This window comes from Pseudomonas sp. GL_135 (assembly GCF_057834665.1).
Window position 1 is genome coordinate 2681605 of the sequence record NZ_CM174408.1, and the last position, 25140, is coordinate 2706744.

A 25140-nucleotide genomic window follows, 5' to 3' on the forward strand; every position below is an offset into this window, starting at 1 on the left:
GCCTGCCTGAGGACCCCATCAATGTCGCAACGTCAATCCACGCTGATCGCCTTGCTGGTGGCGGTCACTTTTTTCATGGAAAACCTCGACGCCACGGTGATCGCCACGGCGATGCCGGAAATGGCCCGGACGTTCGGTGTCGCGGCGGTGGACCTGAATATCGGCATGAGCGCCTACATGCTGGCAATCGCCGCGTTCATTCCCCTCAGCGGCTGGCTCGCGGATCGTCTCGGTTCACGGCGGGTGTTCGGCGGCGCCATCGTGTTGTTCACCCTGTCTTCGATGTTGTGCGGCCTCAGCGACAGTCTCGAAACCTTTGTCGTCGCCCGCGTCCTGCAAGGCATGAGCGGCGCGATGATGGTCCCGGTCGGACGCCTGGCGGTCATGCGTGCCACCGAAAAGAAGGACCTGGTGCGGGCGATTTCGCTGATCACCTGGCCCGGGCTGGTGGCGCCAATACTTGGGCCGCCGCTGGGCGGGTTCATCGTTACCCACGCATCCTGGCCGTGGATTTTCTACCTCAACCTGCCCCTCGGCGTACTGGCTCTGATCGCCACGCTGGTGCTCATTCCCAAGCGCAATGAAGTCAGCGACCGGGCGTTCGACCTGAAAGGTTTTCTGCTGCTGGGCGTAGCCTGCACGGCGCTGTTGTTCGGGATGGAACGGCTGGGGCAGGGCCATGGCAGTCAGTGGCCCGGCCGACTGATAACGGCGCTCGGGGTGATCTGTGGCGTGCTGGCCTGGCGACACATGCGCCGGCACCCGCAGCCGCTGATGAACGTCGCGGTGGTGCACATCCGCACCTTCAGCGTCAGCCTGCTGGGCGGCTCGGTGTTTCGTGTCGCTATCAGCACGTTGCCGTTCCTGCTGCCGCTGATGTTCCAGCTCGGCTTTGGTCTGTCCGCATTCGACGCCGGGCTGCTGGTGCTGGGCGTGTTTGCGGGCAATCTGGCGATGAAGCCGTTTACCAGCAGCATCATGCAGCGCTGGGGCTTTCGTCAGGTCCTGTTGGTCAATGGTTGCATCGGCGTGGCAGCGATTGCCGCCTGCGCGCTGCTCGATCAGGCCATGGGCTGGCCGCTGATCCTGCTGATTCTGTTCATCGGCGGGCTGTCGCGCTCGATGCAGTTCACCGCGTTCAACACGCTGGGTTTCGCCGACGTGCCCAAGCCGCAGATGAGCGATGCCTCGACGATGTTCAGCATGTGCTTCCAGCTGAGCATGGGCCTGGGTGTCGCCATCGCCGCTTTACTCTTGCGTGGTGCGATGGTCCTGCATGGCAATGACGGGCACGCCGTGACGGCGGATTTCCAGCTGACCTTTATTGGCGTTGCGCTGATCGCCGCCCTGGCCCTGCTGGATAATCGACGGGTCTCGGCCCAGGCCGGTGCCGCACTGCTGCAACCCAAGGCCTGACCCGCCGGCAACCCGCTGACCCTCACGCGCCACTGGCCAAAACCACCAGACGTTCTGCGCGCTTTGACTATTGCCCATCGGCGCGGCAGAGCGGAGTATTTCGCCACTCCAACAATAAAAGTGTAAGGACGACACAATCATGCAGATCGAAGGCAAGGTGTTTCTGGTCAGTGGCGGCGCGTCCGGGCTGGGTGCGGCCACCGCACGGATGCTCGTCGACGCAGGGGCCAGCGTGATGCTGGTGGACGTCAACGCCGAAGCGCTCGCGGCTCAGGTGGAAAAACTCGGTGGCAGCGCCCGCGCCAGTGTCAGCGACATCACCCAGGAGCGCGCCGTTCAGGCCGCAGTGGATGCGGCGCGCGGTGCGTTTGGCCAGATCAACGGCGTCATCAACTGCGCGGGCATCGTCGGCGCCGAAAAAATCCTCGGTAAAGAAGGCCCCCACGGCCTCGACAGTTTCAGTCGGGTGATCAACGTCAACCTCATCGGCAGCTTCAACCTGATGCGCCTGGCCGCCGTGGCCATCGCCGAAGGCACGGCGGATGCCGGCGGCGAGCGCGGCATCATCATCAATACCGCCTCAGTGGCCGCCTATGACGGCCAGATCGGCCAGGCGGCGTACGCGGCCTCCAAGGGCGCCATTGTCAGCCTGACCCTGCCCGCCGCCCGTGAGCTGGCGCGCTACGGCATTCGCGTCATGACCATCGCTCCGGGCATCTTCGAAACCCCGATGATGGCGGGCATGACGCCCCAGGTACGCGAAAGCCTGTCCGCCGGCGTGCCATTCCCGCCACGCCTGGGCCAGCCCGAAGAATACGCCGCGCTGGCGCGACACATCATCGAAAACAGCATGCTCAACGGCGAGGTGATCCGTCTGGACGGCGCCTTGCGCATGGCCGCTCGCTAATCGAGGAAACCATTATGTCTTTGAACAAACGCCAGACGTTGAACGACGACCCCGTGGTGATCGTGAGCGCTGCGCGCACGCCCATGGGCGCTTTTCAGGGCGATCTCAAAAGCCTGACCGCGCCGCAACTGGGCGCCGCTGCGATTCGCGCTGCCGTCGAACGAGCCGGCATCGAGCCGGGGCAGGTCGATGAGGTGTTGTTTGGTTGTGTATTGCCCGCGGGACTGGGACAGGCGCCGGCGCGTCAGGCGGCATTGGGTGCCGGGCTCAGCGACGCCACGACCTGCACGACCCTGAACAAGATGTGCGGGTCGGGGATGCAGGCCGCGATCCTCGGCCACGACATGTTGCTGGCGGGCAGCGCCGACGTGGTCATCGCCGGCGGCATGGAAAGCATGTCCAACGCACCCTATCTGCTGGAAAAAGCCCGCAGCGGTTACCGCATGGGCCACGGCCAGATCATCGACCACATGTTTCTCGACGGCCTGGAAGATGCTTACGACCGAGGCCGCTTGATGGGCACCTTCGCCGAGGAGTGCGCCGGGCTGGAAAATTTCAGTCGGGAAGCCCAGGACGGTTTTGCAGTCGCTTCGCTGACCCGGGCGCAGGAGGCCATGACGCGCGGCTGGTTCGACGCTGAGATCGTCCCGGTGGAAGTCACGGTCGGCAAGGAGCGCAAGACCATTCGCCAGGACGAGCAGCCGCCCAAGGCGAAGCTGGACAAGATCCCGCAGTTGAAACCGGCGTTTCGCGAGGGCGGCACCGTCACGGCGGCCAACTCCAGCTCAATTTCCGACGGCGCTGCGGCCTTGACCCTGATGCGTCAGTCCGAAGCGCAACGCCGCGGTTTAAAGCCGCTGGCCGTCATTCATGGCCACGCCGCCTACGCCAATGCACCGGGTTTGTTTCCCACCGCGCCGGTGGGGGCCATCGACAAGCTGATGAGCAGGACCGGGTGGTCCCTGGACGAGGTCGACCTGTTCGAGATCAACGAAGCGTTTGCCGTCGTCGCGCTGGTCACCATGGCCCGCCTGGAACTGCCCCATCACAAGGTCAACGTGCATGGCGGCGCTTGCGCGCTGGGCCATCCCATTGGTGCATCGGGGGCGAGGATTCTGGTGACCTTGCTGTCGGCGTTGAAGCAGCGGGGACTGAAGCGAGGTGTCGCGGCCATCTGCATCGGCGGGGGCGAGGCAACGGCTATGGCGGTCGAGCTTGTCTTTTAATATCAATGGGTTGTGCCATGTTTCGCAGGTTGGATCTGTAATAGCGGATGACTAGCGTTCAACATAATAAAAGGTCTATAAAACAATGAATTACACAACAATCCTCAAGGAAGTGAGAGGTCGCGTTGCACTCCTGACCCTCAATCGTCCAGAGGCGCTTAACGCCCTGAATGCGCAGCTGATTAGCGAACTCAACCATGCCCTCGATGAGCTGGAACGCGATCATGGCATCGGCTGCATCGTCCTGACGGGCTCGGCGAAAGCGTTCGCCGCCGGGGCTGACATCAAGGAAATGGCCGAGCTCAAGTACCCGCAGATCTACCTGGACGACCTGTTCAGCGACAGCGATCGGGTGGCCAACCGCCGCAAGCCGATCATTGCCGCCGTCTCGGGATTTGCCTTGGGCGGCGGTTGCGAGCTGGCGCTGATGTGCGACTTCATCCTCGCCGCCGACAACGCGCGTTTTGGTCAGCCGGAAATCAAACTGGGCGTATTGCCGGGGATGGGCGGGACCCAGCGCCTGACCCACGCGGTCGGCAAGGCCAAGGCCATGGAAATGTGTCTGACCGGGCGCCTGATCGACGCCGTCGAAGCGGAGCGTGCCGGGCTGGTCGCGCGCATCGTGCCGCAGGATCAACTGCTGGATGAGGCGATGAACGTCGCGGCCGGCATTGCAGCGAAGTCGTTGCCAGCGGCCATGATGGTCAAGGAAAGCGTCAATCGCGCCTTTGAAGTCAGCCTGGCCGAGGGTATCCGTTTCGAACGCCGGGTGTTCCATGCAGCGTTTGCCAGCGAGGACCAGAAGGAAGGCATGGCGGCGTTCATCGAGAAGCGCGAGCCGGCGTTCAAGCACCGCTGAGTCAGGTCAGGGTGGCGGCGCGTTTCAGGGGTGTCTTCTGGCCTCAGCCTGTATAAAATGCGCCGGTCGCCGCGGCTCACCCCCGGCCTGTCATCATCGATCACCCTATTTTCAGCGTTTATCGTCATCGACCCGGCGTGCAAGACGTGTCGGATCCGAGCGATATAACGCCACCGGAACAAGAGAACAGTCATGGGCGCACAGTGGAAGGTCAAACACAAAGAAGCGGCAGCCAACGCCAAGGGGCGTATTTTCGGCAAGCTGTCCAAGGAAATCATGATTGCCGCGCGCTCCGGCGCTGACCCCGACATGAATGCGCGCCTGCGTCTGGTGGTCGAGCAAGCCAAAAAGGCGTCGATGCCCCGCGAAACCCTGGAGCGCGCCATCAAGAAAGGTGCCGGATTGCTCGGCGAGCACGTGCACTTCGAAAAACTCACCTACGAAGGCTTTGCGCCGCACAAAGTGCCGGTGATCGTGGAATGCCTGACCGACAACGTCAACCGGACTGTCTCCGAGATCCGCGTGCTGTTCCGCAAGGGCCAACTGGGCGCTGAAGGTTCAATTGCCTGGGATTTCGAACACTTGGGCATGATCGACGCGGTTGGCCCCCAAGATGAGGGTGCCGCCGAAGATGCCGCCATCGAAGCCGGCGCTCAGGACGTTGAACAAGGCGAAGAGGGCGTCGCGACGTTTTATACCGATACCACCGACCTCGACGCCGTGTGCAAGGCGCTGCCTAAGTTCGGCTTCACCGTTGAATCCGCCAAGATCGGCTACCGCCCGAAAAACCCGGTAGAAGGCTTGAGCGAAGAGCAGATGGCCGAGGTGGAAGCCTTCCTCGAAGCCATCGACAGCCATGATGACGTGCAAAACGTCTACGTCGGTCTGGCGGGGTAAGGCTGACCGGGCCAGCTGACTGAATCGGTCCCACTGGAGAATCCCGTGCTTTTAGTGGGACCGGCTTTAGCCGGGAACGCGTCGGGCGGTACACCGCAATATTGAGGGTGTTCACGCTGGCCTCTTCCCGGCTGAAGCCGGTCCCACAAGTTATGCGGCGTGCTCTGGATTGGGTACCGCTGTCAGGCCGCAGGCTTAGTGGGACCGGCTTTAGCCGGGAAGGCGTCGGTGGGCACACTGCGAATTTGAGGGTGTCCACGCTGGCCTCTTCCCGGCTAAAGCCGGTCCCACACGTTGCGCGGCGTCCTCAGGGCTGGGTCCTACTGACTAAACTGCCGCTCGATCTCCGCAAAACCAGGCCGCTGCATCACAACAGCCTGCACGCACCGCCGCTGCAACTCCCGCAGGCCCGCCGCTTCCCCATCGCTTGCCTCGCAGCAGTCCACCAATTCCCCCAGCAATATCCCGAACGCCCGCACTTCGATGCGCTCCAGCCTCCTGCCCGTTTCTTCATCCGGGTAGAACGCCGCCGCGCCGAAATCCCCCAGCAGACTGTCGCCGGACTCGTTCCAGAGAATGTTGTGGGCATACAGGTCGCCGTGGTTGATGCCGTGGCCGTGTAAATGGGCGCAGGCCGCTGCGATCCCGGCGGCCATGCGCTTCACGGTCGAAACGCTCAGCCGTGTGCCTGCGTAAGTGTCGCGTGTGCAGGATTCCAGGGTCGGCGGGCGGGCGAGGGTGAGGAAAGAAGGAGAAATCAGCGCCATCACCAGGCCGCGAGCGCCCTGCGGGTGGTCCTGAATCTGCCCGAGCACCGGAATCAGATGGTCATGACGCCCGGCCGCAATGCACGCCTGCATCTCGTTCATGGGCGAGCCGTCGCTGGTGACGTCGCCCTTGTACAGCTTCACCGCGACGTCTAGCGCTGCGGCCTCTTCATTGGCACGCCATTGCGCCTGCTGGATCACCCCGGACGCACCTTCGCCGAGCACCTGTAGCAGCGCCAGTTGCGGCCACGGAATCTGCCGGATGGGCGCTTCGGTGTGGATGTCGTTCAGCGGGTTGCCGGCAAACGCCAGCCAGGCCAGCGCGGGCATTTCCAGCAGCCAGCGCGGCAGTTCATGGAAATCGTTGACCGCGATCCGTACCAGTTCCAGGCGCTGGCAGCGTGCCAGTGATTCGGGCAATTGCCGCAGCCGGTTGCCCGCGAGCATCAGCTTCTGCAGGTGCGCACAGTCGCCGATGGCTTCAGGCAGGGTCTCGATGCAGTTATCGGTCAGCACCAGGGAGCGCAGCGAGGGTGGTAGCGCTTTAGCAGGCACATTGACGATCTTGCAGGCCTTGAACCCGACGAAGAACAGCTGCTCGCACTGGCCCAGGCATTCCGGCAGGCGGGTAAAGGGATTATTGGAACAGAACAGGATTTTCAGGCGCTTGAGGCGGTGCAGGTCGGCGGGCAGTTCGGTCAGTCGATTACCGCTGAGGTCCAGCACCTCCAGGGAATCGGCGAGGCTGAAGATTTCCTCGGGGAATTCGCCGAGGTCGGCACTGAGCGTGAGCCGCGTGATGCCTGCCAGTTTGCCGGCACGCAGGTCTGCAAGGGTGTACATGGGGGAAGGGCGCCAGTAATCAATGAGCGGCCATGATACCCAGTCGTCGGGGACAGTGCTCGTTGGTCGCGGCGCGACGGGAGACGAGTCAGCTCAGGCAGCGGTCCAGCAATTGATGCATCCGCTCAAGGGACGGTGCCGACTCGGCGTACAAAATGCGGTAAACCATGGGTGCCACGACAGCGTCGACCAGTTCATCGGCCGAGGGACTCTGTTCCCCGCGTTCCCGGGCCCGGTCGATGATGATCTGCAGTTGATCGCGAACCATGTTCAGGCACTTGCCGGAGCACAGGGTCGCGCTGCTGGCGACCACATCGCGCATCATTTCGCGGCCTGGCGCGGAGTTCGTTTCCTCAAGATAGACCTCGACCCACGTGCGCAAGTCGTCACGCAAGTTGCCGCAGTCCACGGGTTCGTCCGGACGCAGTCGCTCGACAGCGGCGTCGGCGAGCAGCGAAGTCAGGTCACCCCAGCGCCGGTAAATAGTGGACGGCGTGACACCGGCGCGGGCCGCAATCATGGGCACGCTGAGGGCCGAACGCTCCTGCTCCTGAAGCAGATCGCGAACCGCCGCGTGAATCGATGTCTGCACCCGGGCACTGCGGCCGCCGGTGCGAATGCCTTCTTTGATAGCCATGCTGCGGACCCTAACACAAAGTATTTGCTTTAAGCAGACGCTGCTCGCACACTGTTAACGCTAATTCATAGCTTTTGTGGCGTGCTTTTTCGGGAGAGTGTACTCGTGTCTGATTCTTTGCAGAACCCGCAAGTCGATGGTCGGGGGACGAGCCACTTGGGATTCCTGGCGTTCGTGCTGCTGTGTTTCTTCGCGGCGTCCAGTGCGCCTACGCCGCTTTACCACCTCTATCAACAGGCGTGGGGCTTCTCTTCGGTGCTGTTGACGGTGATTTTTGCGGTCTACGCCCTGAGCCTTCTGGCAACGCTGCTGGTCTTCGGCTCGCTGTCGGATTATCTCGGACGTCGCCCGGTCATCTGGATCGGACTGCTGCTGGAGATCGTCTCGATGCTGCTGTTCATCGCCGCCACCGACGTCACCTGGCTGATCGCCGCCCGGGTGCTGCAGGGCGTAGCGACCGGCATTGCCACCAGCGCGTTGGGCGCCGCGATGCTCGACAGCGACGCGCAGCAAGGACCGCTGCTCAACAGCATCACGCCGATGTTCGGCATGGCGCTGGGTGCACTGGGCACCAGTTCGCTGGTGGAATACGCGCCGCTGCCCATGGTCCTGGCCTATGGTTTGCTCCTCGCAGCATTCGTGGGCCAGGCGTTTTACCTGCTGCGGGTGGCTGAAAGCGTGACGCCGCAGCCAGGCGTGCTGAAAACCCTGCGCCCGCGGCTTGCCGTGCCGGCGCAGGCGAGGGGAACGTTGTTACTGGTGTTGCCGGCCGACATCGCGGCCTGGGCGCTGGGCGGATTTTTCCTGTCACTGGCGCCGTCGCTGCTGACGGCCGCGACCGGTTCGACCTCGGTACTCAACGGCGGCTTTGCCGTGGCAGCGCTGACCCTCAGTGGCGCGATTTCTATCCATACCCTGCGCCTGCGCGCGCCGCGGCTGGCGTTGCTCGTGGGCTGCAGTTTTCTGGCGATCGGGGTTTCGGTGATTCTGGCGGCCGTGAATCTGGGCTGGTTGTGGCTGTTCTTCACCGGTGCCGTGGTGGCGGGGGTCGGCTTCGGGGCAAGTTTCCTCGGCGCCCTGCGGATGTTGCTGCCGCTGGCCCACGCCCACGAGCGCGGTGCGCTGATGGCGGCGTTTCTGGCCCTGAGTTATCTGGCGTTCTGCATTCCGGCGCTGCTGGCCGGCGTGTCGATCAAAACGGCGGGGCTGGTGACCACCACCAATGTCTACGGTGGCGTGGTGGTCTTGCTGGCGGTGTCGGCGCTGGCCGGTCTGCTGATTCAGCAGGCCGGCCGGGCCAGGGCTGCCTGATCCGCGTTACCGATTATGACGCAGAATCGAAAAATTCAGCGCCGAGGCTACGGTGAGCCACACCAGATAGGGGAAGAGGATCAGCCCGGTGATGAGGTCCAGCTGGATCCCCAGCACGACCATGGCCGCGACCACCAGCCACAGCAGCGAAATGATGATCATGCCCGCCAGGATGCGGTGGGCGCCAAAGAACACCGGCGTCCACAGCGTGTTCAAGGCAATCTGCGCGGCCCACAGCGCCAGCACGGTTTCGCTGCCGGGAATCAGGGTCAGGCGATAACCGGCCCAGGCCAGCAGCAGATAGATCGTCGTCCAGGCCACCGGAAACAACCAGTTTGGCGGGGTGAATCGTGGCTTTTGCAGCGATTCATACCAGCTGCCCGGCTTGAAAATGATGCCGGTGCTGGCCGCTGCGGCGCAGGCGATGAGGAAGATATAGAACGTCATGTGGGGTCCTTTGCTGAAACCATTCGAAGTGCAGGCCGTGGGGCCGTCTCGGCATTGGATACATCTGCGCAGGAAAAATCCTGTGGGTACTCAGAGAGATTGACCGCGAGTCAGCCGCGAGCCAGGTTAGACCGTGCCCAACCCTCGGCATCGGTCACTGCAATACCGTGCCGCCCATTGAACGTCTGCGCCACATCCCATGCCACGCCTTGGCCCAGCGCGAACACGGCCCGATACTTGCGCAGATTGTCGTCGGGCATTTCCTCAAGGGCCGCCAGTAACTGCTGCACGCTGGAGGCTTGGCGGCTGAATGTCCGTCCGGTGACGCGCTCAAGTACATCCGCCAGATCATCGTAGGTCAGGGTGTCGCCAGCGGTGTACACCACCTGATTGATCAAGCGAGGGCTGTGCAGGACGATCGCGGCGGTGAGGGTGCCGATGTCTTCCGGCGTGGTTATCGTCACCGCCGTGTCCAGACTACCCAGGGCATTAACCCGCCCAGCCTGCAGATCCACCACCCCGAATGCCGGATCGAACAGAAAGCTGGTGAACATGCCGGTTGAGATGATCAGCCATTCCGTGCGGGACTGGGCGCGCAACAGGTCGCGCACCTCCAGTTGCTCGTCGAAGAGGTCTTGCGGGCTGCCGCGTCCGATCACGTCGTAGTCGACACCGAATTGCCAGGGCACGTAGCGCTTGACGCCCGAGACGAGGGCAGCTTCTGTGAGCTTGCGCTGGGTGCCCCGACCGGCACCGAAACCCACGCAACTGATCACCGTGTCGAAGCGGCCGAGCACCACCGCGAGTTCCGCCACCGAGGCGTCGGCGATGTCGGCCACCTCAATGGCTACGCCGAGAGACCTGATCGCGGCGATTTCCTTTTGCTTTTCCAGAGACGGACTCTCCACGCGGGTCTGGCGCAGGAGCACGCTGATACTCCCTGATTCAGTCCCGCGCGCGGTCAGTCCTCGCAGTACGGCAAGCCCCAGTTCGCCGGCGCCGAGGACCAGAATGTGTTGTTTGACGTTTGAAATACCAGCCTGCATGGTGAGCCCCTGTTTGACGCAATTAACGTGAGGCTGGGGATCTTGTCATGGACATCGGCGGGCAAAAAGTAGGCACAGCGGTGATACCGAGCGGCCTGGATGCTCAGGAAATCGTCCGGCGTTCGCAGGACGCCTGTCGTGCGCTCAGCGACGATGAGGACGGGCTCAAGCGCGATATCCTCGGCCACTCCGGCAACCGGTGGTCACTGGGCGTGGTGCATGCGCTCGGTGTAAGCAGCCCGTTGCGTCACGCCGAGTTGCGGCGCCAGCTGCATGGCGTCACCCAACGCATGCTGACCCACACGCTGCGGCAGTTGGAGCGCGACGGGCTGATCAGTCGTCATGACTTCGGCGAGAAACCCTTGCGCGTCGAGTACCGGCTGACCGAACTGGGCATGGGCTTGCTGGTGCAGATGATCCCGCTGTGGACGTGGGTCATCGAACAGGCGGAGGGCTTTACGGCTGCGCGCGAACGCTACGACGCGCAGGTGAGGGGGGTTGCGGCCAATCCGGTCAGGACCGATCCGCCAGTTGGCTGAGTCGTTCCTGCACGGCGTCGTCAAAGATCATGTACAGCGTTTCTACATCGGCCGGGCGCAGGCGTTTGCTGGTCTCAAGGCTGAGGATGAAGCTGATTTCCATGGCGGCCTCGCGTTCGAGTTCTTCCTTGGTGGTGGCGGCGTTCAACGCGCGCACCAGATCGTCGATCGCACCTTGAATGGGTTTGGGAAGCCGAAGTGCAGCGATTCGCTCTTGAGGCATTGTTGAGTCCTGGGGGTGTCGGGTTTTGCGGCGAACCGAAAGGCGTAAAGCCCTGGAGCCTGGGATCGGCGCGTATTGTGGCCGAGTTAGGGCGCAGATCCCACCAGCGGAAACAAAATAATGAAGTGATCCCCCTTGCTGCCATCGCTTTCGGCGTTTTATTGCGATCAAGAGGGTCACCGAGTGCCCCCCTACGTGAGGGGGGCGCTCCGGTTTATTTGCGCACGGGGGCGCCGCCGAATATCAACTGCTGAACCATCGGCTGGTTGACGAATCGGGCCGGGAATATCGGCTCCGGCGCGCTGGCCTCGTTCAGGCGCGCGACGTGTTCGGGGTTCAGACTCAACGTCAGAGCCCCAAGGTTGTCGTGGGCCTGGGCAAGGGTTCTTGCGCCCATGACCGGCGCGACCACCGCCGGGTTCAGCAGCGTCCAGGCCAAAGCCACCTGGGAGGGTGAGGCGCCGATGTCATGGGCGACGTCGACCACGGCGCTGGCGATCTGCAGGGACCGCTCGTTCATATGGCCCGACGAGCTGATCACGCCTTTGCGGGTCGCGGATACGCCGGCTTCGCTCGCTTGCTGCAAATCTTCTCGGGTGTATTTGCCGGTCAGAATGCCGCCGCCCAACGGCGACCACGGCAACACGCCAAGGCCCATCGCCTGGGCCATGGGCATCAGCTCATGCTCGACACTGCGCTCGACCAGGCTGTATTCGATTTGCAGGGCCACCAGCGGCGCCCAGCCCCTTAGGGTTGCGAGGGTCTGCAGTTCGGCGACTTTCCACGCCGGGGTGTTACAAATGCCGAGGTACAGCACCTTGCCGGCGCGAATGAGGTCATCCAGTGCACGCATGACCTCATCGGCAGACGTGGTGAAATCCCACGCATGCAGATAGAGCAGTTCGATGCGGTCGGTGTCCAGTTGCTTCAGGCTGGTCTCCACCGAACGGGTGAGATTCATCCGGTGATTGCCGCCGGAGTTGGGGTCGCCCGGGTCGCGAGCCATGGTGTACTTGGTGGCGACCACCAGACGATCCCGTTTGTGCTTGAGAAACTGGCCGAGGATTCGCTCGGACGCGCCGTTGGTGTAGTTGACGGCGGTGTCGATGAAGTTGCCGCCGTGGTCGACGTAGGTGTCGAAAATCTGCCGGGCCTCGGCTTCATCGGAACCCCAGCCCCAGTCGGAGCCGAACGTCATGGTGCCAAGGGAGAGGGGTGAAACGCGCATCCCCGATCGTCCGAGCAGGCGGTAGTGGTCGAGTGCATTGAGAGTGGGCATGATGGCTTCCTTGAGCGATGGAGTGGAATGCTTCAGGGCCTCAGTCTGCCGAACACTGCGAATAACGCCGTAGGCGGATCGTCCCGCGCTCTTGCACGATTATCCGATCGATCGGTTCTTTGCCGGCCTCTGCACCTTTATCCGTACGACGGAGCGACCATGACCGCGTTGTCCACACTGGTTGACCTCATCAGCCGCCATGCTGCAGAGGACGGCCTGCATCCAACGGCCATTCCGGGCGTAAGCCTGGCGCGGGCCGCTGCGCCTACCGTGGCGATGCCAGTGGTCTACGAACCGACGCTGTGCCTCATCGCCCAGGGTCGCAAGCGCGTGATCGCGGGCGGCCGGTCCTTTGTCTACGACGCCGCCAGTTACCTGGTGGCCTCCATCGACATTCCGGTCATGGGTTCGGTGATTGAGGCCAGCGAGCGCGAGCCTTACCTGTGCCTGGTGCTTGACCTGGACATGACGGCCCTGAGCGATCTGGCGTTGCGACACCCGGCGCCCGCTGACAGGAGCGCCGTGCCGGCGGCCGGTATCGAACTCAACGACACCAGTCCCGAGCTGTTCGAGGCGGCAGTGCGGCTTGCCCGCCTGTTGGACACGCCCCAACACATCGACGAGCTCGCACCCCTGGCCGTGCGCGAGATTCTCTACCGGTTGCTGACCGGCAGCGGCCACGGCGTACTCCGCCAATTGGCCAACGCCGACAGCCGTCTGCGCCAGATTGCCAAGGCCATCGCCTGGCTGCGTGCGCATTACACAGAGGGCTGTCGGATCGAGGACATGGCCGAGGTGGCAGGCATGAGCCGCTCGACCTTTCACGCGCATTTCAAAGCAGTAACGTCCATGAGCCCGCTGGCGTTTCGCAGTCAATTGCGACTGCAGGAAGCGCGACGGCTGATGGTGGCCCAGGCTGTTGATGCGGCGGCCGCTGGCTACCGCGTCGGGTATGAAAGCCCGTCGCAGTTCAGTCGGGATTACCGGCGCCTGTTCGGTGTGCCACCGGCAGAGGATGCGCGACGTCTGCGTCAAGAGGCGCCGGTGGCCCTGTCCTGAGTTGACTCCGGTTTCAATCTCGAGAGGCCCACTGCACGACGCTCACCGTGTGCCGGTGTGGCCCGGGTTTGTATCGCTCAAGTTACAAAAGTGTCCGCCGACACCCTGTTCAGGAAGTCTATTACTCACTTGAACAGGGAAGTGCCATGTCAGCGATTTCTTCGGTCATTTCAACCGCCCAGTTGATGCCGGTGATCAAGCCGGCGGCCACCGTCGCGCTCAATGACAACGCCGCTGCTGCCACCACCAGTGCCTCGCCGTCGTCCGTTGTCATGCTCGGCCAGGACAACCAGGTCAGCGCCCCGTTGGTCTACAACGTCCGAGGCCTGATGCCCGACGCCAGCGTCCCGCCGGCCTGGGAGTACAGCCGGCAGGACAACGTCTCGCTGGCCATGACCGGCAATTTCAGCACCTCCGCCACCGCGGGTCGCTTCCAGGGCCTGGGCGCAACGCTGCTCAGTCAGTTGGCCCAGAACGGCCAGAATATTTCCCAATCGGTGCTGCGTTCCTCCACCGGTAAAGCGCTGGAACCTGCAGAGCTCGCTGCTGCCCAGGACCGTCTGCACAGTAATCCGGCCAACAGCATCAGCCTGACCCTGAAAACCGCCAGCGGCAAAACCATCGAGCTGAGCCTTTCCAGTCAGGACGACGGTCTGGCGGTGCAGGCCCAGGTGAGCGGCGGCGACCTCAGCGACGACGAGATGAGCGCACTGAACGCCATGGCGGACGGTTTTCAGTCGGCCATCGACGGCCTGGCCTCGAAACCGCCGACCCTGAAGCTGGACGCTCTGACCCATTTCGATGCCAAGGCTTTCGCCTCCGTCGATTTGAAAACCAGCCTCAAGCTTGAAGACGGCAGCGCCCAGACCCTTGAACTGCACGCCGATGCCGACCAGCGTTCGGTGCGCATGAATGGCGCGCTGGGCAATCTCGATCTTTCGGTGGACCTGAAAAACGCGGCCATTCGTGGTGACAGCGGCCAGCAGGCCAAGGCGCTGGAGGGCTATGTCAGCCAGATCGAAGCGGCGCGCAAGCGCGGTGACGGCGACGCGCAGCTGCTGTCCATGTTCGAGGGCGCGTTCAAAACGCTGCACTCCAATTACCCCGAAACCCGCGTTTCAGCAGCGCCGCAGACGGTGAGTTCCATCGAGCTGACCGACACGGACCACGGCCTGTTGACCGGGCTGGGCGACTTCAGCGCGTCGGTCAGCGAAAAGAGTGTCGAAGGCAACCCGGGTCGGCCCGGTGAGCTTGATTCCTTTGCCTATACCTTGTCCCAGGCGACCCAGTCCAAAGGCCGCGACCAATTGAATCGCACCATTGTCCAGGACCAGCAATCCCAGCTCACGGCGAGTTTTCACAAGCCACTGCCAGGCGGGCAAAAGCTGGACCTGAGCACTGACCCGAAAACGCAGAATTACCTGTATTACCAGATCAGCGACCAGGCCAGCAGCAAGACCAGCATCGGCTATAAGAAAGGCGAGCTGGTGGACGCGACGGTGAGCCAGTCAGCCAGCCAGTCGACGCGTATTTCCAAGTATGTGCTGGGCCGCCTGGAAAAAGAGACGCACACGCCGATCTCCACCTCCAAGACCCAGAACTTCCTCAGCGTGCTGCAACAGGCGTTGCAACAGGACAAAGAAGCCAGACAGGGCCGCGGGACCTCGACCCTGAAAGACACACTGGCCGGGATTCATGCCAGGGTGCTGCTGCAGAGCGAGCCGTCGAGGCTCAATGGCTGACAGCGCTACAGCCTCGGTTGTACAGCGCGCTGTCCGACACCTTCCCGGCCAACGCCGCTCAAAAAGCCCGGCGCGCCGCCTGCGCCGCCGGGTCGTCGGCGGGGCCGACCACTGCATAGTTATAGCCACCGCCTGACCAGTAATCCGCTTGCAGGTCGCCGTCGCGACGGGAGCCGCGGGGGAGCAGCTTGTTCAATTCGCCGGGCGGGCGGATGTAAAAACTCAAGGCCTGACCCTGTTCGTCCCGGTACACCACCATGGCCGCCGGGCCCTGTTCGGTGGTGGTGAGGCGTCCGCTGACCGGTTTAAAGCCTGCCGACGCCAGATCCGGCAGCCGATTGGCCCGGGCGAAGTGGGTGTCGAGCCAACCCTGCACGTCGCGGGTTTTCGTGGCGCTCCAATCGCTTGCCATCTCCGCGTTGCCCGCGAACAACCGGTAAGCCTGCACGGCATCGGCCATCGGCGGATTGGCGTGGCCTATGGACAGATTCCTCGCTTGCCAGCCGCCGGCGCCGCCGACGCTCACCGCAACCAACAGCACCGCCGCTGTTGCAATCCGACGCGTACGTTGCTGCGCGATCCGCCGGCGAATTGCGCTCGGGTCCAGCTGCGGATTGGGCATCCGATGCAGCTCGCCGCTCAATCCGGCGCGCAGGCTGTGGGCGTCCTGCTGCCAGCCTTGAAGCCGTTGCAACAACGCCGGGTTTGCGGCGAGGTAGGTGTCTATCGTCGCCCGGTCGGCCTCATTGAGCTGGCCATCGACGTAAGCATGAAGATCGCGTTCGCTAGGGGGCAGTGTGATCATTTGAGTATTCGCAGGGCAGGGGTGGTGATCTCGCCTTCGCTGAGCAGGCGCAACGCCTGACGCGCGCGGGACAAACGAGACATGACGGTGCCAATGGGCACATCGAGCATCAGCGCCACTTCCTTGTAGCTCAAGCCTTCGACCGAAACCGCCAGCAGCAGCGCGCGCTGTTCGGCGCTCAGGCTCTCGAACGCCTGCAACGTGGTCTGAGCCACGATCGTGCGCTCCGCCGACGGCGTGTGCGGGTCGTGCGAATTCCCGGTAAACAACTCCAACATCCGGCTATATCGGCGCGAGCGCCGATGGGCGTCTAGAAATTGCCTATAAAGAATGGAGAACAGCCAGGCACGCAGGTCACCCTCGGGCCGTTTGCCGCTCCAGGATGACAGGGCTTTTTCGAGACTCGACTGGACCAGATCATCGGCACTGCTGGGGTCACGGGTCAGTGAAACCGCGAAACGGCGCAGGCGTGGCAGCAACTCGCGTAGTGGGTCATCGACATCGTGCATGGGCGTTTCCTGAGCGATCGACAGGATCGGTAGGCCGTAGTAGCGACCTGGCAAAGTAGAAAGACGCACAACGCTGCAAGATATTCCCTTGTTGCAGAAATAAAGTTCGGTGCCTGGAATAACGACGTGCTCAGTGCGTCCCACATCACCCTGCAGTTCAAGAGGCTAGAAGCCCGGAGTGTTATCGATGATTGACCGTGAACCACCATCCCCCCGTAAACCGCCGTTGAGCACATCGGCAAAACTGGCGCGCCTGGGCGGCATTGGCCTGATCGTACTGGTGGCTGCAGGCGCGTTCGCCTACGTCAATGGCAGCCTCGACCCACAGCGGCTGACGCCGGCGCGCGTCGTTGACGTGTTCGAACGCAACAATGGTGTCCACCCCGGTTACCGTCGCAACCACCCGAAAGGCATCTGTGTTGCCGGGTACTTCGAGAGCAACGGCGCCGCTGCCAGCCTGTCCACAGCCGAAGTCTTCGCCAGCGGGCGCACGCCAGTGATTGGTCGTCTGGCGGTGCCCACCGGCAATCCGTATTCCCCCGACAGCGGCGCGCCCCTGCGCAGTTTTGCCGTGCAGTTCACCCAGCCCAACGGTCAGCAATGGCGCACCGGCATGAACAGCATGCCGGTGTTTCCGGTCGGCACGCCCGAGGCGTTTGTCGATCTGCAGATTGCCACCGGGCCTGACCCGAAGACCGGCAAGCCCGACCCGGCGAAACCCCCGGCGTTCTTTGCCGCGCACCCGGAAGCCCAGCCGTTTCTGGCGTGGGTCAAGACGGCCAAGCCTTCGGCCAGTTTCGTCACCGAGACCTACAACAGCGTCAACGCCTTCGTGCTGGTGGACGCCAGCGGCAAGCGCCAGCCTGTGCGCTGGAGTCTGGTGCCGGAAGCCACCGATGCGGCAACCGCGCCTGACGCCAAGGAATATCTGGACAAAGACCTGAGCGACAGACTAGCCAGCGGCCCACAACGCTGGAAGCTGATGCTGACGCTGGCCAACCCCCAGGACCCGACCAACGACGCGTCCAAAGCCTGGACCGGCGAGCACAAGACCGTGGATGCCGGGACCCTGGTGGTCAATTCCGACAGCCCGCAACTGGATGGCGACTGCCGCGACATCAATTACGATCCGCTGATCTTGCCCAGCGGCATCGAAGGCTCGGATGACCCGCTGCTCGCTGCGCGTTCGGCAGCCTACGCTGCGTCCTACATGCGCCGTACCGCTGAAGTCGATCAGTTGAAAGCCGAACCTGCCCAGGAGAAACAGCCATGAGTACGCCCGTCAAGCATTTCGCCCCACTGGCGCGGCTGTTGCACTGGCTGATGGCGCTGATGGTCATCGCCATGCTGTTCATCGGCGCCGGCATGGTCGCCTCGGTGTCCGAGCGGCACGAGTGGCTGCTGAACCTGCACAAGCCCTTGGGCATCGCGATTCTGCTGCTGGTCGTCGTCAGGATCATCGTCCGTGTGACCACTCAGACGCCGCCGCTCCCGGCTGACTTGCCGGCCGTGCAGGCACTGGCGGCCAAGCTGTCCCATTACGTGCTGTACGCGCTGATGCTGGCGATGCCGCTGATTGGCTGGGCGATGATTTCCGCCGCCGGGGATCCGGTCATGCTCGGCAGTTCGGTGCGCCTGCCGTCCATTGTCGCGGCCAACCCGGACACCTTCGCGTTGCTGCGCAAGGCCCACGCCTATTTGGCGTACCTGTTTTTCCTGACGATTCTGGCGCATCTCGCCGCCGCGCTGTTTCACGGCTGGGTGAGGAGGGATGAGGTGCTGGGCAGCATGCTGCGGGGTAAATCGCGGGATTGATGCGTGTCGTCACTGCGATTGACGCCATCGCCAGCGGGCACACCCTGCTGGCGATGGTGTTTCTGGAAGCTGAGAACTGTCAGCTCGCGCCTCAGCGCAGCACCGACACCATCTGCCCCAGCGTGGTCAGCACATCGCGGGCCAGCTGTTTCGAGCGCTGGCCTGACCAGCCGGTGACGACATCCGGCGCGTCATCGTTGTCCTTGAACGGCATTTCCAGCGTCAGCGACAGGCACTTGTAGCGCTCGCCGACGCTGTTGCACGCCAGGTTCATGTTGGCCTGGTCCGGCGCCGATTTCGGATAGCCATATTTGCTTTGGAAGTCCCGGGTCAGGCCGCTTAACCGCGCGCGGAAATCCGCTTCCAGTTGCGCCTGCTTGTCGGTGTACCCCGGATTGCCTTCGCAGGCGGCGGTGAAGACGTAGGGGATTTCCTCATCGCCATGGACGTCGAGGAACATGTCCACGCCATATTTTTCCATCTGCTCTTTGACGAAGAACACTTCCGGGCTGAGCTCGGGGGTCGTGTCCTGCCAGGCGCGGTTGAGGTCCTTGCCGTGGGCATTGGTGCGCAGATGCCCGTGGAACGAGCCGTCCGGGTTCATGTGCGGCACCAGATACAGGTCCGCCGAGGCCAGCAGGGCCTGCAACTCAGGGTCGTTTTCCTGTAGCCGTTCGATGATGCCTTCCATGAACCACTCGGCCATGTGCTCGCCGGGGTGCTGCTGCGCGATGATCCAGAGGTTGCGTTTGCCCGCAGCGCCGTCGCCCTTGCGCAGCAGCGGAATGTCTCGGCCCTCGACGCTCTTGCCGGTGGCCAGCAGCTCGGTGCCGGCCTTGTTCAGCGCCTCTTCCACCAACCAGTCGTGGCGCTCGCGGCTGTAGGGTTCGAAGTAGGCGAACCACACCTGGGATTCGCTGGGCGTCAGCTCGAAGTTCAGCGCCTTGCCGTCGAACTGGCTTGGTACGCGGAACCAGGTTTTCTGGTCGTAGGAGGCCACTGCGTTGTAGCCGGTCCAGGCGCCGTTATAGCTGGACTCGCCGGCGTTGGTCAGGCTGAAGCCGTGGGGCTCGCCGATGTGCAGGCCTTCAGCCTTGAAATGGAACCACTGGAAGTGCGCGCTCTTGGTGTCAGGGCGAATCGCCAGTTGCACCGCTTTCGGGTTGCTGGCGTCGAGCATGACGATGTTACCGCTGTCGAAATCGGCGGAGATGGTAAGGGCGGTTTGAGTCACGGGAGCGTCCTGAGTACGTGGTTATCATTGCGAGGCCGTCGCAACGCCATCGGGAGGCAATCGACGCAGGGCCTGATTGTCTCGCTGGGCTGTTATGACGGTTACTTTACACGCATCAGGTTGAAGGACGGCGACAGAATATTTCGCGAAAGAGTCAGGATTTGCCTCAGCTATAGGCCTCGGCGGTGACCAGCAGACCACACAGCAGCACCGTCACCAGCAACCAGCCGACGTAGGCGCGCGGTTTGCGCCGATGCCAACCACTGGCACCCAGAACCGCGGCCGGTGCATGGAGCGTGCGCCAGAACTGCTCGCTGTGCTGAAACGCGGCCAGGTGCCGGGGATCGGCGTCGAGCCAGTGACGAAACTCGATGCGCTGACTGGCCGTGGCCTGGGGACTTTGCAGGTGCACGTACCAGCGCAAGGCTTGCAGCAGAATCCCACGGGACGGGTCATGTCCGGCGGGCTCGCTGACGCAGTGCTCAAGGGCCGCCGTCATGCAGCGTTCGACGGTGCTGGCGTCTACGTCAAGCAGGCGGGCGATATCGGTGTAAGAAAGGCCGTCGAGGCGGCTCAGCAGAAAGACCTGCTGAACCCTGCGCGGCAGACGCTGCAGACGGCGTCGGTACAGGTCGGTTTCGGCGCTCGTGCCCAAGGCGGGCGACACGGGAGAATTGGTTATCAACGAGTCGAGGAGCTGAGTCATGGCGTCTTGCTCACTGTTTGAATAGCGGCGGTCGCGGAAAACAACGTCGTGAATTCGGAAGTTCTGACTGAATGTGTCAATTTTTGACAGCAGCAACGGCCCATCGCTCGATCCATTTGCTATGATGCGCGCCATCGAAAAGACAGATCACTGTCGAACCCTCTTCATTAGCCTGAAGACGCAACACCCGACCGAACCCAGACCCGAAAAGGGCAAAAAAAAAGACCCGGCTATTAAGCCGGGTCAAAAACCGTGATTAGCCTGATGAGGAGATAATCCGGAAGCCGACCTAAGGCTTCTGGGTTACCAACCAGTCTCGCGACCGGTTGCGCTCAATAATAATCATTCCCATTTGAGAGTCAATGCTTTTTTCGCGCCCCTGTGAAAAGAGTTTTCCCGTGGGCGGTTTTTGCCTCCGCCTCAGTCCATCGGCAGCCTAGTCGATCGGCAATTCTGTCGTGCGTTTCACCACACTCATCGCAATGTTCGAATGCGCTTCCTGCACATGGGGGCTCTGCAGCAGGTGATCACGCAGGAATCGCTCGTAGCTGGCGATGTCCTGCACCACCACCTTGAGCAGGAAGTCCATGTCGCCGGCCATGGTGTAGCACTCCAGCACTTCGCGAAATCCGGTGATCGCCTCTTCAAATTCGGTCAGGTATTTGCGCCCGTGGCCGGACAGCTTGACGTCGACGAACACGGTCATGGTCAGCCCGAGCTTGGCCGGGTTGAGCAGGGCGACCTTGCGTTCGATGATGCCTTCTTCTTCCAGACGATTGATGCGCCGCCAGCAGGGGGATTGGGAGAGTTCGACACGCTCGGCGATCTCCGCGGCGGAGAGATTGGCGTCGTGCTGCAACAGACGGAGGATCTTGCGATCGATGGGGCTGAGCTTGACCTGCATGAATTGACCCTTTTTTATTCTTGAACGGGAACGGGCATGCACGATATGAGCAGATTCGCATCGATTTAGGAAGGAAAAGCCTCCGTCGGGCAGGCAGTATTTTGTCTGTGACCGTTGGGCTGAACCGTCCTGACGGCGAGGCGCTGGCAAGGCTGCAAACGCCGCTGGCGCCGCATTCAAAACGCACTAATAAAAATAAAGGAGTGCCTGAATGTCCCTGGCTGATATTCGTCTGGACGATAAGTACCGACTCGCAACCGGCAATCTGTACCTGACCGGAACCCAGGCGCTGACCCGCCTGCCGATGCTGCAGAAGCAGCGCGACGAAGCCCGCGGGCTCAACACCGCCGGCTTTATCTCAGGCTATCGCGGCTCGCCGTTGGGCAACCTCGACAAGAGCCTCTGGGACGCCAAGGATTATCTCCAGCAGAACGCCATTCATTTCCAGCCCGGCGTCAACGAAGAACTCGCCGCGACGGCGGTCTGGGGCAGTCAGCAAGTCAATCTATTCCCACACGGCAAATACGACGGCGTCTTCGCCCTGTGGTACGGCAAAGGTCCGGGCGTTGACCGATGCGGCGACGTGTTCAAGCACGGCAACTCCGCTGGCGTTGCCGAAAATGGCGGCGTGTTGATCCTCGCCGGCGACGACCACGGCTGTAAATCCTCGACCATTGCGCACCAGAGCGAGCACGCCTTCATCGCCTCGATGATCCCGGTGCTCAACCCCAGCAACGTCCAGGAAATCCTCGATTACGGCATCATCGGCTGGGAGCTTTCGCGCTACAGCGGTTGCTGGGTGGCCATGAAGACCATCGCCGAAAACGTCGATTCCTCGGCCGTCGTTGAGGTCGATCCGCTGCGCATCCAGACGCAGATCCCCGAAGACTTCCAGATTCCCGAAGGCGGCCTGCACATTCGCTGGCCCGATCCGCCCCTCGCCCAGGAGGCGCGCCTCAATACCTATAAAATCTACGCCGCCCGCGCGTTCGCCCGGGCCAACAACCTCAATAAGGTGGTCATCGATTCGCCGCAGCCGCGTCTGGGCATCATCACCACCGGAAAGTCGTATCTGGATGTGCGTCAGGCCCTCGAGGAGCTGGGCATCGACGAAGACCTGTGCGCTTCGGTGGGCATTCGTGTACTCAAGGTCGGCATGAGCTGGCCGCTGGAGCCGGTGTCGGTGCACGGCTTCGCGGAAGGCCTCGACGAGATCCTCGTGGTCGAGGAAAAACGCAGCGTCATTGAGGATCAGCTTACCGGCCAGCTGTACAACTGGCCGGTGGATCAGCGTCCCCGTGTTGTCGGTGAGTTTGATGAAGAAGGCCGCTCGCTGTTGCCGAACCTGGCCGAACTGACGCCGGCGATGATCGCCCGGGTCATCGCCAAACGCCTTGCGCCGATCTACAGCAGCCCGAAAATCGACGCACGCCTGCAGTTTCTCGCCGACAAGGAGAAAGCCCTGGCCGCGCCGCTGTTCAAGACCCAGCGCACGCCGCACTTCTGTTCAGGCTGCCCGCACAACACCTCGACCCGCGTACCGGAGGGCAGTCGCGCCCTGGCCGGTATCGGCTGCCATTACATGACGATCTGGATGGACCGGGAAACCGAGACGTTCACCCAGATGGGCGGCGAGGGCGTGACTTGGATCGGCCAGGCGCCGTTCACCGAAACGCCCCACGTGTTTCAGAATCTGGGCGACGGCACCTACTTTCACTCCGGGCACCTGGCGTTGCGGGCTGCGGTCGCGTCCAAGGTCAACATCACCTACAAGATTCTTTACAACGACGCTGTCGCCATGACCGGCGGCCAGCCCATCGACGGCGTGCTGCGCGTCGATCAGCTCAGCCGGCAGGTGTTCAACGAGGGCGTGCAGCGCATTGCCCTAGTCTCGGACGAGCCGGAGAAATACCCGAGCCGCGAACAGTTTGCGCCGATCACCACCTTCCACCATCGCAGCGATCTGGACGCCGTGCAGCGCGAGTTGCGTGAGTTCAAGGGCGTGTCGGTGATCATCTACGACCAAACATGCGCCACTGAAAAACGCCGCCGCCGCAAACGCGGGACTATGGTTGATCTGGACAAGCGCGCCATCATCAACCCGGCCGTGTGCGAAGGCTGTGGTGATTGTGGCGTCAAGTCGGGCTGCCTGTCGGTGCTGCCGAAGGAAACCCCGGAAGGGCGCAAGCGCGAAATCGATCAGAGCGCGTGCAACAAGGACTTCAGCTGCGTGGAGGGCTTCTGCCCGAGCTTCGTCACGGTGCATGGCGGCAAGCTGCGCAAGCCGCAGTTGCCAAAGCAGGCCCAGGCGTTCGCTGAACTGCCGCAGCCGACGCTGCCGAGCCTTGCTGAGCCGTACAACATTCTGCTGCCGGGTGTGGGTGGCACGGGCGTGACCACCGTTGGCGCGATGCTGGGTTATGCGGCGAATCTGGAAGGCAAGGGCTGCAGCGTGCTCGACCAGGCCGGTCTGGCACAAAAGTTCGGCCCGGTGGTCAGCCACATTCGTATCGCCGCGCGCCAGGAAGATCTGTTCGCCGTGCGCATCGCGGCCGGTGAGGCCCATCTGCTGCTGGGTTGTGACCTGTTGGTAGCGTCGGGCCCCGATGCCATTGCCAAGCTCAACAGCGCAAAAACCCATGCGGTGATCAACAGCCAGCAGACACCGACCGCCGAATTCACCCGAAACCCCGACGCGGAGTTCCCGGCCGAAGCGATGATGCAGACCATCCGCGAAGCCGTCGGCGCCGACAAAACTCACTTTGTGCAGGCGACGGACCTGGCGACCAAGCTGATGGGCGACAGCATTGCCAGCAACCTCTTCATGCTGGGGTATGCCTTCCAGCTGGGGCTGATTCCGTTGACCTCTGCGGCCATCGAGAAGGCCATCGAGCTTAACGGCGTGGCGGTCAATCTGAACCAGCAAGCGTTCCTGTGGGGGCGCCGTGCAGCGTTTGACCTCCCTGCGGTGCAAGCGGCGGCCAATCCGCAGAGCCAGACAACGCCGGACCCTGAGCATCTGACCCTGGAAGAGCGTGTCACCCGCAACGTCCACGCCTTGATCGCTTATCAGAACGGCGCGCTGAGCGAGCGCTACCTGACGCTGGTGAACCGTGTGCGGGACGCTGAGGCGCGGCTGTTCCCGGGGCAACCGCCTGCGTTGACCGAGGCGGTGGCGTTCAACTACTTCAAGCTGCTGGCCTACAAGGACGAATACGAAGTGGCGCGGCTGTACAGCAACGGCGACTTCACCCGTCAGCTGGAAGCGCAGTTCGAAGGGGATTACCGCATCGAGTTTCATCTGGCACCGTCGTGGCTGGCCAAGCGTGATCCGAAGAGCGGCGTGCCGCGCAAACGCAGCTTCGGGCCGTGGATGCTGAAGGCGTTCGATGTGCTCGCGCGTTTCAAATTCCTGCGCGGCACCGCGCTCGATCCGTTCGGCCGCAGCGTCGAGCGTCGCCAGGAGCGCGAGCTGATTGATGCGTACGTGGGCGACATCGAGCTGATCCTCGGCCACCTGAGCGCCGGCAATCGGCATACCGCGCTGAACCTGGCGCGCCTGCCGGAGCGCATACGCGGCTACGGTCACGTCAAGGAAAGCGCCATGAAGGCAGCGGCACTGCAGGCGGCGCGGATGCGCCAGAGCCTGGTCAGTGGCGAAGTTGAAGTGCTTAAGTTGTACGAAGTAGCGGCGTGAAAAATGGGAGGAGGTCGTTCAGGCCTCCTTTGATCGAACTGGATGCATCGCTTAGTAGGATCGGCTTTAGCCGGGAAGACGCCGGTATTGCCACGCTCGATTTCGCGGCGTGACGACTGAAGCTTTCCCGGCTGAAGCCGGTCCTACAATTCGAGTTCGCACCCGATCTCACTGACGCATTGTTTTAGTAGGACCGGCTTCAGCCGGGAAGAGGCCAGTGTGCGCACCCTCAATGTTGCGGTGTGCCGACTGCCGCTTTCCCGGCTAAAGCC

23 protein-coding genes are annotated in these 25140 nt (G+C 62.7%); 12 read left to right on the plus strand and 11 right to left on the minus strand.

The genetic code is table 11. From position 1 onward, the window contains the following. Positions 1-21: 21 nt before the first annotated feature. The 5 genes from AC3ISG_RS11820 to AC3ISG_RS11840 all read left to right on the plus strand — a co-directional run bounded on the left by AC3ISG_RS11820 (position 22) and on the right by AC3ISG_RS11840 (position 5305). Positions 22-1416 carry a DHA2 family efflux MFS transporter permease subunit gene (locus AC3ISG_RS11820; protein WP_489299360.1) on the plus strand — a complete coding sequence of 465 codons (1395 nt, stop codon included), beginning with the start codon at positions 22-24 and terminating at the stop codon, positions 1414-1416. Positions 1417-1555: 139 nt separating this feature from the next. Further along, on the plus strand, positions 1556-2323 hold the full coding sequence (locus tag AC3ISG_RS11825) for an SDR family NAD(P)-dependent oxidoreductase (RefSeq protein WP_489299361.1): 768 nt from the start codon (positions 1556-1558) through the stop codon (positions 2321-2323). A 14-nt stretch (positions 2324-2337) separates the two neighbouring features. After that, the gene (locus tag AC3ISG_RS11830; protein ID WP_489299362.1) at positions 2338-3549 is read left to right on the plus strand and encodes an acetyl-CoA C-acyltransferase; all 1212 of its coding nucleotides are present in this window, start codon (positions 2338-2340) and stop codon (positions 3547-3549) included. 85 nt (positions 3550-3634) lie between these two features. Further along, positions 3635-4408 carry an enoyl-CoA hydratase gene (locus AC3ISG_RS11835; RefSeq protein ID WP_489299363.1) on the plus strand — a complete coding sequence of 258 codons (774 nt, stop codon included), beginning with the start codon at positions 3635-3637 and terminating at the stop codon, positions 4406-4408. 192 nt (positions 4409-4600) lie between these two features. Further along, positions 4601-5305, plus strand: coding sequence for a YebC/PmpR family DNA-binding transcriptional regulator (locus AC3ISG_RS11840; protein ID WP_489299364.1), 705 nt, complete (start codon positions 4601-4603; stop codon positions 5303-5305). 320 nt (positions 5306-5625) lie between these two features. Here AC3ISG_RS11840 and AC3ISG_RS11845 read toward each other — a convergent pair whose 3' ends face one another. Together AC3ISG_RS11845 and AC3ISG_RS11850 are read right to left on the minus strand one after the other, a co-directional pair. After that, positions 5626-6915 carry a leucine-rich repeat-containing protein kinase family protein gene (locus tag AC3ISG_RS11845; protein ID WP_489299365.1) on the minus strand — a complete coding sequence of 430 codons (1290 nt, stop codon included), beginning with the start codon at positions 6913-6915 and terminating at the stop codon, positions 5626-5628. Positions 6916-7003: 88 nt separating this feature from the next. Continuing rightward, positions 7004-7552, minus strand: coding sequence for a TetR/AcrR family transcriptional regulator (locus AC3ISG_RS11850; protein WP_122624928.1), 549 nt, complete (start codon positions 7550-7552; stop codon positions 7004-7006). A gap of 105 nt (positions 7553-7657) precedes the next feature. Between AC3ISG_RS11850 and AC3ISG_RS11855 the strand changes: the two genes are divergently transcribed. After that, positions 7658-8863: an MFS transporter gene (locus AC3ISG_RS11855; RefSeq protein WP_489299366.1), complete on the plus strand. Its 1206-nt coding sequence runs from the start codon at positions 7658-7660 to the stop codon at positions 8861-8863. A 6-nt stretch (positions 8864-8869) separates the two neighbouring features. On the opposite strand, the gene tspO is transcribed toward AC3ISG_RS11855, so the two are convergent. Both tspO and AC3ISG_RS11865 read right to left on the minus strand, forming a co-directional pair. Next, positions 8870-9310, minus strand: a complete 441-nt coding sequence (tspO, locus tag AC3ISG_RS11860) for a tryptophan-rich sensory protein TspO (RefSeq protein ID WP_172612262.1) — start codon at positions 9308-9310, stop codon at positions 8870-8872. 110 nt (positions 9311-9420) lie between these two features. Continuing rightward, positions 9421-10356, minus strand: coding sequence for an aromatic alcohol reductase (locus tag AC3ISG_RS11865; protein WP_489299367.1), 936 nt, complete (start codon positions 10354-10356; stop codon positions 9421-9423). A 47-nt stretch (positions 10357-10403) separates the two neighbouring features. Here AC3ISG_RS11865 and AC3ISG_RS11870 point away from each other — a divergent pair, with 47 nt between their 5' ends. Then, a complete protein-coding gene (locus AC3ISG_RS11870; protein WP_272631896.1) occupies positions 10404-10895 on the plus strand; it encodes a winged helix-turn-helix transcriptional regulator in 492 nt (163 codons plus the stop codon). On the opposite strand, the gene AC3ISG_RS11875 is transcribed toward AC3ISG_RS11870, so the two are convergent. Both AC3ISG_RS11875 and AC3ISG_RS11880 read right to left on the minus strand, forming a co-directional pair. Continuing rightward, on the minus strand, positions 10870-11118 hold the full coding sequence (locus AC3ISG_RS11875) for a hypothetical protein (RefSeq protein ID WP_122535199.1): 249 nt from the start codon (positions 11116-11118) through the stop codon (positions 10870-10872). The genes AC3ISG_RS11870 and AC3ISG_RS11875 overlap by 26 nt on opposite strands. A gap of 214 nt (positions 11119-11332) precedes the next feature. Next, on the minus strand, positions 11333-12397 hold the full coding sequence (locus AC3ISG_RS11880; RefSeq protein ID WP_489299368.1) for an aldo/keto reductase: 1065 nt from the start codon (positions 12395-12397) through the stop codon (positions 11333-11335). Positions 12398-12556: 159 nt separating this feature from the next. Here AC3ISG_RS11880 and AC3ISG_RS11885 point away from each other — a divergent pair, with 159 nt between their 5' ends. Together AC3ISG_RS11885 and AC3ISG_RS11890 are read left to right on the plus strand one after the other, a co-directional pair. Then, positions 12557-13456, plus strand: a complete 900-nt coding sequence (locus tag AC3ISG_RS11885; protein ID WP_489299369.1) for an AraC family transcriptional regulator — start codon at positions 12557-12559, stop codon at positions 13454-13456. Positions 13457-13602: 146 nt separating this feature from the next. Continuing rightward, positions 13603-15198, plus strand: coding sequence for a lactate dehydrogenase (locus AC3ISG_RS11890; protein ID WP_489299370.1), 1596 nt, complete (start codon positions 13603-13605; stop codon positions 15196-15198). A gap of 58 nt (positions 15199-15256) precedes the next feature. On the opposite strand, the gene AC3ISG_RS11895 is transcribed toward AC3ISG_RS11890, so the two are convergent. Both AC3ISG_RS11895 and AC3ISG_RS11900 read right to left on the minus strand, forming a co-directional pair. Further along, complete coding sequence (locus AC3ISG_RS11895; protein ID WP_489299371.1) at positions 15257-16003, minus strand: anti-sigma factor family protein; 747 nt, start codon at positions 16001-16003, stop codon at positions 15257-15259. Further along, entirely contained in the window at positions 16000-16512 is a 513-nt protein-coding gene (locus AC3ISG_RS11900) for an RNA polymerase sigma factor (RefSeq protein ID WP_122624937.1), read from the minus strand. The genes AC3ISG_RS11895 and AC3ISG_RS11900 overlap by 4 nt, the downstream gene beginning before the upstream one ends. Before the next feature lie 187 nt (positions 16513-16699). Here AC3ISG_RS11900 and AC3ISG_RS11905 point away from each other — a divergent pair, with 187 nt between their 5' ends. Next, complete coding sequence (locus AC3ISG_RS11905; RefSeq protein ID WP_122535207.1) at positions 16700-17785, plus strand: catalase family peroxidase; 1086 nt, start codon at positions 16700-16702, stop codon at positions 17783-17785. Then, a complete protein-coding gene (locus tag AC3ISG_RS11910; protein ID WP_489299372.1) occupies positions 17782-18327 on the plus strand; it encodes a cytochrome b in 546 nt (181 codons plus the stop codon). The genes AC3ISG_RS11905 and AC3ISG_RS11910 overlap by 4 nt, the downstream gene beginning before the upstream one ends. A 91-nt stretch (positions 18328-18418) precedes the next feature. Here AC3ISG_RS11910 and AC3ISG_RS11915 read toward each other — a convergent pair whose 3' ends face one another. From AC3ISG_RS11915 to AC3ISG_RS11925, 3 genes are all read right to left on the minus strand, one after another. Continuing rightward, entirely contained in the window at positions 18419-19561 is a 1143-nt protein-coding gene (locus AC3ISG_RS11915) for a M14 family metallopeptidase (RefSeq protein ID WP_489299373.1), read from the minus strand. A gap of 166 nt (positions 19562-19727) precedes the next feature. Further along, positions 19728-20267, minus strand: coding sequence for a FecR/PupR family sigma factor regulator (locus AC3ISG_RS11920; protein ID WP_489299374.1), 540 nt, complete (start codon positions 20265-20267; stop codon positions 19728-19730). Between the two features lie 436 nt (positions 20268-20703). Next, on the minus strand, positions 20704-21171 hold the full coding sequence (locus tag AC3ISG_RS11925) for an Lrp/AsnC family transcriptional regulator (protein WP_065990584.1): 468 nt from the start codon (positions 21169-21171) through the stop codon (positions 20704-20706). A 211-nt stretch (positions 21172-21382) separates the two neighbouring features. Here AC3ISG_RS11925 and AC3ISG_RS11930 point away from each other — a divergent pair, with 211 nt between their 5' ends. After that, the gene (locus AC3ISG_RS11930) at positions 21383-24868 is read left to right on the plus strand and encodes an indolepyruvate ferredoxin oxidoreductase family protein (RefSeq protein WP_489299375.1); all 3486 of its coding nucleotides are present in this window, start codon (positions 21383-21385) and stop codon (positions 24866-24868) included. Positions 24869-25140 lie beyond the last annotated feature (272 nt).